The sequence below is a fragment of the Kribbella sp. NPDC050241 genome, from assembly GCF_044459685.1.
Taxonomy (GTDB): Bacteria; Actinomycetota; Actinomycetes; order Propionibacteriales; family Kribbellaceae; genus Kribbella.
This window is the reverse complement of the sequence record NZ_JBITJE010000009.1, coordinates 121,637-132,975: the sequence shown is the minus strand read 5'-3', so window position 1 is coordinate 132,975 and position 11,339 is coordinate 121,637. Positions and strand designations below refer to the sequence as shown.

At 68.0% G+C, this 11,339-nt stretch carries 12 protein-coding genes; 9 read left to right on the top strand and 3 right to left on the bottom strand.

Features of this window, described 5'->3' with window-relative positions:
• Window positions 1-5 precede the first annotated feature (5 nt).
• Window positions 6-1,154: a CaiB/BaiF CoA transferase family protein gene (locus ACIBG5_RS33345; RefSeq protein ID WP_396395503.1), complete on the top strand. Its 1,149-nt coding sequence runs from the start codon at window positions 6-8 to the stop codon at window positions 1,152-1,154.
• Here ACIBG5_RS33345 and ACIBG5_RS33340 read toward each other — a convergent pair.
• From ACIBG5_RS33340 to ACIBG5_RS33330, 3 genes are read right to left on the bottom strand one after another with little or no spacing between them, the layout of a single operon-like run.
• The gene (locus ACIBG5_RS33340) at window positions 1,129-2,181 is read right to left on the bottom strand and encodes a LacI family DNA-binding transcriptional regulator (protein WP_396395502.1); all 1,053 of its coding nucleotides are present in this window, start codon (window positions 2,179-2,181) and stop codon (window positions 1,129-1,131) included. The genes ACIBG5_RS33345 and ACIBG5_RS33340 overlap by 26 nt on opposite strands.
• A gap of 19 nt (window positions 2,182-2,200) precedes the next feature.
• Window positions 2,201-2,518: a hypothetical protein gene (locus tag ACIBG5_RS33335; RefSeq protein WP_396395501.1), complete on the bottom strand. Its 318-nt coding sequence runs from the start codon at window positions 2,516-2,518 to the stop codon at window positions 2,201-2,203.
• Between the two features lie 4 nt (window positions 2,519-2,522).
• Window positions 2,523-3,467, bottom strand: a complete 945-nt coding sequence (locus tag ACIBG5_RS33330) for a DUF6772 family protein (RefSeq protein ID WP_360445181.1) — start codon at window positions 3,465-3,467, stop codon at window positions 2,523-2,525.
• A 171-nt stretch (window positions 3,468-3,638) separates the two neighbouring features.
• On the opposite strand from ACIBG5_RS33330, the gene ACIBG5_RS33325 reads away from it, so the two are divergent.
• From ACIBG5_RS33325 to ACIBG5_RS33290, 8 genes are read left to right on the top strand one after another with little or no spacing between them, the layout of a single operon-like run.
• Window positions 3,639-4,292, top strand: coding sequence for a helix-turn-helix domain-containing protein (locus tag ACIBG5_RS33325; RefSeq protein WP_396395499.1), 654 nt, complete (start codon window positions 3,639-3,641; stop codon window positions 4,290-4,292).
• Window positions 4,292-5,218, top strand: coding sequence for a nickel ABC transporter permease (gene nikB, locus ACIBG5_RS33320; protein WP_396395498.1), 927 nt, complete (start codon window positions 4,292-4,294; stop codon window positions 5,216-5,218). Before ACIBG5_RS33325 ends, nikB begins: the two co-directional genes overlap by 1 nt.
• Entirely contained in the window at window positions 5,211-6,116 is a 906-nt protein-coding gene (locus ACIBG5_RS33315) for an ABC transporter permease (RefSeq protein WP_396395497.1), read from the top strand. The genes nikB and ACIBG5_RS33315 overlap by 8 nt, the downstream gene beginning before the upstream one ends.
• Window positions 6,116-7,105 carry an ABC transporter ATP-binding protein gene (locus ACIBG5_RS33310; RefSeq protein ID WP_396395496.1) on the top strand — a complete coding sequence of 330 codons (990 nt, stop codon included), beginning with the start codon at window positions 6,116-6,118 and terminating at the stop codon, window positions 7,103-7,105. The genes ACIBG5_RS33315 and ACIBG5_RS33310 overlap by 1 nt, the downstream gene beginning before the upstream one ends.
• A complete protein-coding gene (locus ACIBG5_RS33305) occupies window positions 7,095-8,186 on the top strand; it encodes an ABC transporter ATP-binding protein (RefSeq protein WP_396395495.1) in 1,092 nt (363 codons plus the stop codon). Before ACIBG5_RS33310 ends, ACIBG5_RS33305 begins: the two co-directional genes overlap by 11 nt.
• A complete protein-coding gene (locus ACIBG5_RS33300) occupies window positions 8,183-8,902 on the top strand; it encodes a histidine phosphatase family protein (RefSeq protein WP_396395494.1) in 720 nt (239 codons plus the stop codon). The genes ACIBG5_RS33305 and ACIBG5_RS33300 overlap by 4 nt, the downstream gene beginning before the upstream one ends.
• Entirely contained in the window at window positions 8,899-9,702 is an 804-nt protein-coding gene (locus ACIBG5_RS33295) for an endonuclease/exonuclease/phosphatase family protein (RefSeq protein WP_396395493.1), read from the top strand. Before ACIBG5_RS33300 ends, ACIBG5_RS33295 begins: the two co-directional genes overlap by 4 nt.
• Before the next feature lie 25 nt (window positions 9,703-9,727).
• A complete protein-coding gene (locus ACIBG5_RS33290; protein ID WP_396395492.1) occupies window positions 9,728-11,239 on the top strand; it encodes an ABC transporter substrate-binding protein in 1,512 nt (503 codons plus the stop codon).
• The last annotated feature ends 100 nt before the right edge of the window (window positions 11,240-11,339 follow it).

The following is an 11,339-nucleotide window of genomic DNA, read 5'->3' as shown; positions in this document are numbered from 1 at the left end:
ACGGGGTGCAGAACCTTCTGTCTGATGTTGTTGTCGTCGATCTCACCAGGGCGTTGGCCGGGCCGCATGCGGCGATGATGCTGGGAGATCTCGGCGCCCGCGTGATCAAGGTCGAGGCGCCCGGCGGCGGGGACGACAGCCGGGGCTGGGGACCGCCGTTCGTCGAGGGCGAATCGACGTACTTCCTGTCCGCGAACCGGAACAAGGAATCGGTGACGGCGGACCTCAAGTCCGAGGACGGTCGCGACTTCCTGACCAAGCTGGTCCGGCGGGCCGACGTACTGATCGAGAACTTCCGGCCGGGAGTGCTGGACCGGCTCGGGTTCTCGGTCGAGCGGCTGCACGAGCTCAACCCGGGCCTGGTGATCCTGTCGATCACCGGCTTCGGGCACGACGGGCCTGACGGCGGACGGGCCGGGTACGACCAGATCGCGCAGGGCGAGGGCGGCCTGATGAGCATCACCGGTGCGGTCGAGCCGACGAAGACCGGCGTACCGATCGCGGACCTGCTGGCCGGGATGTACGGCGCCTATGGTGCGGTGGCGGCTCTGCACGAGCGATCGATCACCGGCAAGGGGCGCGTGGTGCGGACGAGCCTGCTGGCATCGGTGATCGGCGTGCACGCGTTCCACGGGACGAAGTGGACGGTCGCCGGCGAACTGCCCGAGCGTGTCGGCAACCACCATGCGCAGATCGCGCCGTACGGGATGTACTCGACCGCGGACGACATCGTCCAGGTCGCCGTCGGTAGTCAGGGGCAGTGGCGGACGTTCGCACCGATCGTCGGGCTGGATCCGGACGACGAGCGGTTCGCGGTCAACGCGCAACGGGTTGCCCACCGCAACGAACTGACCGCGGCGATCGAGGCGGCGTTCGCGCACGAGTCGGCGGACGTGTGGCTGGAACGCCTTGCGGAGAAGGGGATTCCGGCCGGCAAGGTCCGCGACTTCCAGCAGGTGTACGAGTGGGAGCAGACGCTGTCACAGGGCCTGCTGATCGATGTCGAGCACCCGACGCTCGGCCGGATCCAGCTCCCCGGGCCGCCGCTGCGGTTCGACGACCAGCCCTACGCCGGCGCCCGCGAAACCAACCTCCCGCCGCCACGACTCGGCGAGCACAACGAGTCGGTCAGAGCTTGGCTGGAGTCGCAGTAGAAGCGCGTACGACGAGCTCGGGACGGATCAGTGTCTTCCTCGGGCGCTCGCTCCCGCCGCTCTTGAGCCGCTGCATGAGCAGGTCGACAGCCGTCGTACCGACTTCGGCGGCGGGGAGGCGGACTGTGGTGAGGGGCGTCTGCAAGTACGCCGCGTAGGGGTGGTCGCCGTACCCGGTGATCGCGACGTCGTCGGGAACTGCCAGACCCAGCTCGGCAAGCACGCGCAGCAGACCCAGGGCGAAGTAGTCGTTCCCGGTCACGATGGCATCCGGATGACGGTCGCTCAGGAGCGTCTGCGCGAACCGATAGGCCTCCTCCGGCTGCCACGGCAGGGCGAGGGAGTCGTAGCGCTTGGTCGGTACGGCGCGGATCGTGTCGTCCTTGACCTTCAGGCCGGCGTCGGACATCGCCCGGCGGAAGCCGGCGACACGGTCGGCGGTCGTCGTGATCGGCAGGTCCTCTTCCAGCACCAGCAGGCGGCGTGCACCGCCGGCGATCAGGTGGCTGGTCGCTTCGTAGGTGCCGCGCTCGTTGTCGACCCCGACCATGTCGCAGTCGAGCTCGGGCACATCACGGTTGACGAACACCAACGGGATGCCTGCGTCACGGACGCGGCGCCAGTGGTCCCACTCGGCCTGGACCGGCACGACCACGGCGCCGTCGACCGCGGACCGTAGCAGCGCCTCGGTGGCGCGCTGCTCGTTCTCCGCGCTCTCGTCGGTGACCAGCAGCAGCAACGAGTACCCCTGGGCGCGGACGCGGAGCTCGATGCTGCTGATCAACTGAGCGTAGAAGGGGTTGGACGGGTTGGTGATGACGAGGCCCAGCGTCATCGCCGAGCCGAGCACGAGCGACCGCGCCAGCGTGTTGGGCACGTAGCCGATCCGGGCCGCCTCGGCCTGCACGGCCGCGCGCGTCTTCGGGCTGACGCTGTCCTTGTCGCCGAGCGCACGCGACACGGTGTTCACCGACAGCCCGAGAGCTGCCGCGATGTCCCGCAACGTCGGGCGCCGTGCCTCCGTCATCTTCACCCCCTGGGGCAGCTTAAGCCTTCACAGCCAGGTGGATCCGCACCTGGACCGAACCGTCGACCTTGGCGCGCAGCCGCAGCCAGTGGCCGAACCCGCTGACCGGCCAGCTGATCAGCTGCCCCGGCCGGACGCGGTGCTCTCCTGCGTCGAGATCGCACCAGGTGATGCCGTCGGGCGAGACCTGCGTGAGGTACGTCGCGGTGCCGTCGCCGCCGACGTGGTGGACGAACCAGCGCGCCTCACCCGCCCAGGCGACCTCGTACGGCTCGGTGGCGAAGCGGGTGTCGAACGTGGTGTCGCGTTCCAGCACCGCCGTCATGGACTGTCGCATGGGCCTACCAATCAACCGAGATGAGGACAGAGTCGAGGAAAAGAAAGTTCCTGACGCTGCTGTGAGTGCGGACCGAGAAGTAGAAGTTCAGCAGGTTCTCCAGCGTCTCGTAGCGTTCCTCGTACGGCGGGACCGGTACGTCGCTCATGTCCATCACCCGGTCGTTGACCTGGAGCTCGACGTTGCGGCGCTTGTCGGTGTCGATCAGCCAGCGCAGATAGTGCCAGTTCACCTTGGTCGGCACCTCGTTGTAGCAGAGCTCCTGCGGTTCGCCGAACTGCTGCCAGTCCTCCGGGTTGGGCGCGGTGAAATCGGCGGCGTACTCCAGCTTCACCTTGCCCTCGAAGTGCTCGCGCGGCGTCGGCTCGGGGACCGTCGGGGCCATCCAGCGCCGGGTGAAGTGGTTGTCCAGATCGGTGTTCTGGTAGCGCGCGACCGTGTGGTAGCGCAGTCCGCCGTCACCGCACAGATCCGTGGCGACCGTGAACGCACCGAACTGCGCCTCGGACGGGTGAGTGTTGCCGTCCCACTGCACGTCGCCGAAGGTGTCGAGCTCCGAGCCTCCGCCGAGGGTCGCCTCGGACTTGAAGGCGAAGTACGTCTCCAGTTGCACCAGCCCGCGGCCGCTCATGGTGAGCCGGCGGATCGCGACCGCGGTGTGGCCCTTGTGCGGCCGGGTGGCGAGCTTGAGCGCGTAGGTCCCGCTGAGCGCACCGTGGGTGCCGATGTCGAAGAAGTTGCAGGCCGACAACTGCGGCGGCCGGAAGTCCCGCATGTGGTCGTCGACCGTGCTCAGGTCGCCGCGGCCGTTGTAGTTGCCGAGCAGCTCGCACCAGCCGTGCGTCCCGCTGTCGAACTCGTCGAAGGCCAGGATGCGCGGCAACGGCGAGAACTTGGACAGGCGGGGATCGGCGGCCAGCAGCGCGCTCCGGACATCGGATGTCGTCACGCAGTGCCTCCCAAAGCATGAATCAGGTGGATGGTCAGTGAAGTTAACGTTCACGGGAATCGACCGTCAACGGGCCGTTCCGCCCTGAGCAACGGTGGTCTATTGACACGTAAATACCACGCTTCTACGGTGCATTAACGCTACCGTTAACGTTCACGGAATCGAGACACCATGCAGTCGCTGAGCCGCGCCCTGACCGTGCTGGCGGAGCTGAACCGCGAGGACCGGCCGTACGGCGTGACCGAACTGGCCGGCACCGTCGGCCTGCACAAGAGCACCGTGCACCGGATTCTGGTCACGTTCTGCGAGCACGGTCTGGCGAGCCGGGTCGACGACCACCGGTACACCGCTCGGGACGGGTTGGCGGCGCTCCGTTGTGCGACGCAAGGGCAGGCGGGACCGGAGCGGGCGCTGGCCGACCTCGGTGACCGTCTCGGCCGGCTGGTCGTGCTGGCGAAACCGCTGCCGAAGATGGCCGGCCGGGTGTTGCAGGTGTCCGCGGTGGCGGGCAGTGCGAGTGCCGCGCCGGTCGAGCCGGGACATGCGGTGTCGCTGCACCGGAGTGCGCTCGGCCGCGCGTATCTGTCCGCGCTTCCCGCCGATCAGGTGACGGGTACGCCGGATCTGCTCGTCACGCTGCAGCGCATCCGGGTGTCCGGGTTCGCGCACAACTCCCGGCCGGTCGCCTCGCTTCCGCGGATGGTCGCCGTACCGGTGCGGGACAACGACGGGCAGTGCGCGGGGGCGCTGGGTGCCGAACTGATCCAGGCCGGCTCGATCGAGGAGGTACGGCGCGTGGTGTCGGTACTGCGGAGCGGCGTCTGATGGGGGCGTACGTCGTCCGGCGGGTGGCGTTCTCGCTGTTCGTGCTGTGGGGCGCGGTGACCATCATCTTCGTCGTCCTGCGGCTCGTTCCCGGCGATCCGGCGTACCTGATTCTCGGACCTGACGCGACCCAGGCGCAGGTGAACGCGATGCACCAGCAGCTCGGCCTCGACCAGCCAATGATCCAGCAGTACGCGACGTACCTGGCGAACGTCGTACATCTGGACTTCGGGCAGTCGTTCCGGCTGAACGCGGACTCTATGAGCCTCGTGCTGCAACGGCTTCCGGCGACGATCCAACTGGCCACAACAGCCTTGTTGCTGTCGTTGCTGATCGGGTTGCCGCTCGGGGTGATCGCGGCGTTGCGGGCGCACAGCTGGGTGGATCGGGCGATCTCGGTCTTCTCGCTGATGGGGCAGTCGACGCCGTCGTTCTGGCTCGGGATCGTCCTGATCCTGGTGTTCGCGCGCGGTCTGAAGGTGTTGCCGAGCGCGGGTTCGGGGACGTGGTCGCATCTTGTGCTGCCGACGATCACGCTCGCGCTGCCTTTCCTGGCGATCCTGGTGCGGTTGACGCGCAGTGGTCTGCTCGAGGTGGTGCACGAAGGCTACGTGCAGACGGCGCGGGCGAAGGGGCTCGGCGAGGGGATCGTGATCCTCGTGCACGCGCTTCGGAACGCGCTGATCCCGATCGTGACCGTGGTCGGCCTGCAGTTCGGCGCTTTGCTCGGCGGCACCGTGATCGTCGAGACCGTGTTCGCCTGGCCCGGCGTCGGCCGGCTGCTGATCGACTCGATCGGGCGCCGCGACTACGGCGTCGTCCAGGCCTCGATCTTGATCGTGGCAACGATCTTCGTGGTGATCAATCTGCTTGTCGACCTCCTCTACGGCTTCCTGGACCCGCGGGTCCGTCTGGCTGGTGACTGACGTGACCTCGACCGAACTCGACCTCACCACCGCGACCGTGCCGCTGGTGACCAGCAAGCGGCGCGGGCGGGCCGGATCGGCCCGGATCCGCTTCGGCCTCATCGTGATCGCGATCTATGTGGTGGCCGCGATCTTCGGGCCGTGGCTGGTCCGGTACAACCCGGTCGACACGCGGACCGCGGACCGGCTGCGGCCGCCGTTCAGCCGGTTGTCCGACGGGTCGTACGCGATCTTCGGCACGGACCAGGTCGGGCAGGATCTGTTCGCGCAGATGTTGCAGGGGGCAAGGATCTCGATCGCGGTCGGGTTGGCGACGCTGGTTCTCGCGGGGACGATCGGGGTGACGATCGGGCTGTCCGCCGGGTACTTCGGTGGCTGGCTGGACGGCGTACTGATGCGGTTGGCCGACATTCAACTCGCGTTTCCCTCGATCTTGCTGGCGATCTTCATCGCGGCGCTGCTCGGGCCGTCGGTGGTGAACGTCGTCATCGTGCTGGCGGTGTCGAACTGGGTGACGTTCGCTCGCGTGGCCCGTGGGCAGGCGCTGGCGACGCGGCGGCGCGAGTTCGTCGATGCGTCGCGGACGCTGGGTGCCGGGACGTGGCGGCTGGTTTCGCGGTCGGTGTTGCCGGCCTGCGTTGCGCCTGTGCTGGTGGTGGCGACGGTTGAGATCGGGCACGTGATTCTGGCGGAGGCGTCGCTCAGCTTCCTCGGTCTCGGTACGCCGGCCAGTACGCCGAGTTGGGGTGTGACGATCGCGAACGGGCGCAACTATCTGGCCGATGCGTGGTGGATCTCGACGATTCCGGGGATCGCGCTGGCCTTCCTGGTGGTCTCGCTCGGCGTACTCGGCGATGCGCTGCGGGACCGGTACGACCCGCGGCTGAGGAGTCTGTGATGAAGGCCTTGTTGAGTGTGCGTGAGTTGCGCGTCGAGTTCGGCACCTCTGGTGGTGTGGTGACTGCTGTCGACGGTGCGTCGTTCGAGGTCGCTGCTGGGGAGACGGTTGCACTGCTGGGTGAATCCGGCAGCGGGAAGAGCGTTACCGCGCAAGCCGTGATGGGGATCGTGCCGAAGCCGGCCGGGCGGATCACCAGTGGGTCGATCACGTACGACGGTCGCGATCTGCTGACGCCTGGTGCTGCGAAGGGCTTGCGCGGGCGTGAGATCGCGATGGTGTTCCAGGATCCGTTGAGCTCGCTGAACCCGGTCTTCCGGGTGGGTGCCCAGATCGGGGAGATGTTCCGGCGGCATCGCGGTGCCTCGCGTCGTGAGGCCCGCGCGGCCGCGTTGGACCTGATGAAGCGGGTCGGGATCCCGGCGGCGTCGAAGCGGCTGGACGACTATCCGCATCAGTTCTCGGGCGGGATGCGGCAGCGCGTGATGATCGCGATGGCGCTCGCGTTGTCGCCGCGGCTGCTGATCGCCGACGAACCGACCACCGCGCTCGACGTCACTGTGCAGGCGCAGATCATGGACCTGCTCGCCCGGCTGCAGTCCGAGGAGGGCATGTCGCTCGTCCTCATCACCCACGACCTCGGAGTCGTCGCCGACGTCGCCGACCGCGTCGTGCTGATGTACGCCGGCCGTGTCGTGGAGACGGGTCCGATCCGCGAGGTCTACGAACACAGCGGACACCCGTACACCGCCGGCCTGATGGGCTCGGTCCCCGTCCTCGACGGGCCCCGAGACCGCCTCACCCCCATCCAAGGCTCCCCGCCAGACCTCCTGTCCCTCCCCACCGGCTGCTCCTTCCACCCCCGCTGCCACTACGCCGACCACCTCTGCACCACTGACCAACCCGACCTCCGCCCCCTCCCCACCCGCCCAGCCCTGCACCAAGCCGCCTGCCACCACCCGGAAGGAGTCCTCAGCAATGCCCACTAACCCGACTCCCACCCCGGCCCCCACCACCCCGGGTCCTTCGAGCACCCCGGGCTCGTCCACTTCCTCATACATCCCGCCGGCCGGCGCCGCGCCCTTGTTGTCTGTGCGGGAGTTGCATACTTCCTTCCCGCTGCGGTCGGCTTTGTTGCGGCGGGTGGTGGGGGAGATTCAGGCGGTGGCGGGGGTGTCGTTCGACATTCCGGCTGGGGGGACGCTGGGGCTGGTGGGGGAGTCCGGGTCGGGGAAGTCGACGGTGGCGCGGACGATCACCGGGCTGGAGAAGGCGCGGTCCGGCAGCATCGTGTTCGAGGGCGAGGAGCTCACCTCGTTGCCCAAGGCATCCATGCGCCGGGTTCGCCGGCAGCTGCAGATGATCTTCCAGGACCCGTACGCCTCCCTCAACCCGCGCGCCACCGTCGAACAGATCATCAGCGAGGCCTGGGAGATCCACCCCGACGTCGTACCCCGCAACCGTCACCGCGCCGAGGTCCGCGACCTGCTCGAACGCGTCGGCCTCAACCCGGATCACGCCAAGCGCTACCCGCACCAGTTCTCCGGAGGTCAGCGGCAGCGGATCGGCATCGCTCGCGCGCTCGCGTTACGTCCGAAGCTGGTCATCTGCGACGAGGCGGTCTCGGCACTGGACGTTTCCGTGCAAGCCCAGGTGCTCAACCTGCTGGCCGACCTCCGCCGGGACCTCGGGCTCGCGTACCTGTTCATCGCCCACGACTTGTCCGTCGTACGTCATATCTCTGATCAAGTCGCGGTGATGTACCTCGGGCGAGTGGTGGAGACCGCGACGCAGGACGAGTTGTTCCAGCGGCCGCTGCATCCGTACACCCAGGCGTTGCTGTCCGCGGTCCCGGATCCGAAACCGTGGACCAAGCCGGAACGCGAACCGATCATCATCGGCGGCGACGTACCCTCACCCGCCGATCCACCGTCCGGCTGCCGCTTCCGCACCCGCTGCTGGAAAGCCGAGGACATCTGCGCCCAGGAAGAGCCCGCGCTCGAGACCCGACTCGACCGCCACCCCACCGCCTGCCACTTCGCCACCGAACTAGCCGGAGCCACCAGATGAGCCGTACTGAACTTGTCCTGCTTCGCCATGGCGAGTCGCTCTGGAACGCCGAGGACCGCTACCAGGGCCAGCAAGGCACCGGCCTCAGCGCGCTCGGTCACCAGCAGGCGAAGCTGGCCGCCGAGTACCTGCGATCAGATGTCTTTGATCAAATCGTCGCCAGCGATCTCCAGCGCGTGACCGAGACCCTCCAGCCCTACCTCGACAGCCTGCCCCTGGCGGACACGGTAGGCACGGTGGACGCCGTGGACGCGGCGGGTGGGCGGGGGGCGGGTTGCTCGGAGTGGGGCGGTCGGTCTGTGGTGCGGGTCGATCGGCGGTGGCGGGAGATTGATGTGGGGAGTTGGGGTGGGCGGACGTTTGCGGACGTGTACGCCGACGAACCCACGGTGGTCGAGGCGTTTCGTCGGGGGGAGGACGTTGCGCGGGGTGGTGGGGAGACGTTCGCTCAGTTGAGGGAACGGGTTTGGGACGCGATCCGGGAGATCGCCGGCTCGGGTGCGCGTCGGGTTCTTGTGGTGACGCATGGCGGGCCGATCAGAGTCGCGACGGCGTCGACGTTGCGGCTGCCACCGGGCGGCGAGGTTTTGCTGGATCCGCCGGTGAACTGCTCGCTGACCACGATCCAGGTCGACGACTTACTCGCAGTAACAACGCTGACGGCGTACAACGTCCCGACCTCGGGAATCGCCTCCACCGAGGAGCAGCCGGCATGACGCTTGCCTTGAGCAACTTCAGTTTCGTGACCATGACCTACAACCTGTGGGCGGACTTCCACCTCGAGCAGCGGCAGGACGCGTTGACCGCGCTGTTCACGACCCGTCCGCCGGACCTGCTCGCCGTACAAGAGCTCCGCCCGTCCACCCGCAAGCTCGTAGACGACGTGCTGCCCGGACATGAACGCGTCGACGGCGGAGCCGGCTGGGAGACCCAGAGCAACCTCTGGTGGCGCCGCGACCTCTTCACCGCCGTTGAGCACGGGGCCGAGGACGTCGGCATCCTGTCGCCGGACGCGCGCCTGTTCTGGGTTCGGCTGCGCCCGGCAGACGGTTCCGAGTTGGTCTTCAGTACGGCGCACCTGACCTGGCCCGGGCACCCGGACGAGCGGACCGACCACCGCAACCGCCGCGTCACCCAGGCCCGAGCGATCGCGGAAGCACTGGAGCGGCTGGCCGGCGACGGCGCCTGCCTGTTCACCGTAGACATCAACGACATCGGCCCACCGCAGTGGGAACTCGGGAACGCCGGGTTCCTGGACAGCTTCACCGCACTCGGCCGGCACTCACCGGTGACCCACCCGGTCGTGCCGACGGTGGCCACCGGTCCGATCGGGACCCGGCTGTCACCGCTCGCCTCACCACCCAAGGCGATCGACTGGATCTTCGCCCGCGGCCCGCTCGCGGCCCGCACCAGCGAGGTCGTCGACTTCTTCCACGACGGCCGCGCGCCCTCCGACCACTACCCGGTCGTCGCCACCTACACCTTCACGCGGCCTCCCAGCGACACCGCCTCGTGACCCCTGCCCTGCAAAGGAGAACCCCGTGTTGAGGAAGCGAATCGTGGCGGCGGTCGCCGTCGCCGCCCTGGCCGCGCTGAGTGCGTGTTCGCCGGCCAGCGAGCCGAGCGCCGACGGCGGCGGCGAGCAGATCCTGCGCTACGCGCCGGCCATGTTCCCGGTATCGCTGGACACCCACAAGTTCGCCGGTGAGGAGGCCGTACAGACCGCGATCCAGCAGATCATGGAGCCGCTGGTCCGGGTCGAGGACGGCAAGATCGTCCCGGTACTGGCGACCTCCTGGGAGAACCCGGACCCGGACACCTGGGTGTTCAAGCTCCGGTCCGGCGTGAAGTTCTCCGACGGTACGCCGTTCACGGCCAAGGACGTGGTGGCGTCGTACGAGCGGCACAAGAAGCTCGACGGCCCACTGGTTCCGCTGTACGAGACGGTGACGTCGTTCGCGGCGACCGACGAGCAGACGGTGACCGTGAAGACGAGCAAGCCGCTGGGCACATTGCTGAGTTCGCTCACGCTGCTGTTCATCGGGCCGGCGGACAAGATCAACACCGACGGGTTCTTCAACAAGCCGATCGGGACCGGGCCGTTCTCGGTCACCGCGTTCCAGCCCGACGAGAAGCTCGAGCTGGCAGCCAACCCGACGTACTGGGACGGCGTGCCGAAGCTGAGCAAGCTGGAGTTCGTCAACATCCCGGAGGTCGCCGGCCGGATCACCGCGTTGGAGAACGGCGAGGCCGACGTACTGACGCAGATCCCGCCGGACCAGGTCGGTTCTCTCAAGGGCAGTGACGGGATCAGCTACGAGACGACGCCCAGCTGGACGTACTACTTCGACTGGTTCAACTCGAACCGGAAGCCGTTCAACGACAAGCGGGTCCGGCAGGCGATGTGGTACGGGCTGAACCTCGAGGGCACGGTCAAGGACCTGTTCGGTGATCTGGCGTCGGTGGCGCAGGCGCCGCTGGCGCAAGGCGTCATCGGTGCGCCGAAGCTGGCGCCGTACAAGTACGACCCGGCGAAGGCGAAGCAGTTGCTGGCCGAGGCGGGCTACCCGAACGGGTTCAGTACGTCGATGCAGTGGCCGCTGGAAGGTGGTCCGAACATCCGGGCGCTGGCGCAGGCGATGATCTCGGACTGGGCCAAGATCGGCGTCACGGTGAAGCCCCTGGAGAAGGAACGCGCCCAGTGGCTGGAGGACTTCGGCAAGCTCAACTGGGACATGAACCTGCAGACGAACGTCACCGGCACCGGCGACGCGGACTACACCCTGGCCCGGCTCTACGTCTGCTCCGCGAAGCGCAACGGCTACTGCAACCCCGCGGTCGACAAGCTGCTGCTCGACGCCCGCTCGTCCGTTGACCAGGCGGAACGCCCGAAGCTCTACGAGCAGGCCGGCCAGATGCTGTGGACCGACGCGGTCGGCATCTTCCCCGCCGACCTCGCCTCCAATTCGGCCCACCGCTCCCGGGTCCAGAACTTCGTGATGCCCCCGAGCGGCCGGCCGCTCTTCACGAAGGTGTCTGTGTCGGGGAGCTGAGGTCCGGACCGCCAGGCCATCACAACTGCCGCCGCCCGCGCGAGTTCACGCTCGCGCGGGCGGTCTCGCGCCCGCGCGCTGCGAATGTGATGGCGTGGCG

Coding starts and splice junctions, on each gene's coding strand:
- nikB (WP_396395498.1), top strand. CDS start 4,292: ATGGGGGCGTACGTCGTCCGGCGGGTGGCGTTCTCGCTGTTCGTGCTG.
- ACIBG5_RS33305 (WP_396395495.1), top strand. CDS start 7,095: ATGCCCACTAACCCGACTCCCACCCCGGCCCCCACCACCCCGGGTCCT.
- ACIBG5_RS33295 (WP_396395493.1), top strand. CDS start 8,899: ATGACGCTTGCCTTGAGCAACTTCAGTTTCGTGACCATGACCTACAAC.
- ACIBG5_RS33340 (WP_396395502.1), bottom strand. CDS start 2,181: ATGACGGAGGCACGGCGCCCGACGTTGCGGGACATCGCGGCAGCTCTC.
- ACIBG5_RS33310 (WP_396395496.1), top strand. CDS start 6,116: ATGAAGGCCTTGTTGAGTGTGCGTGAGTTGCGCGTCGAGTTCGGCACC.
- ACIBG5_RS33335 (WP_396395501.1), bottom strand. CDS start 2,518: ATGCGACAGTCCATGACGGCGGTGCTGGAACGCGACACCACGTTCGAC.
- ACIBG5_RS33325 (WP_396395499.1), top strand. CDS start 3,639: ATGCAGTCGCTGAGCCGCGCCCTGACCGTGCTGGCGGAGCTGAACCGC.
- ACIBG5_RS33300 (WP_396395494.1), top strand. CDS start 8,183: ATGAGCCGTACTGAACTTGTCCTGCTTCGCCATGGCGAGTCGCTCTGG.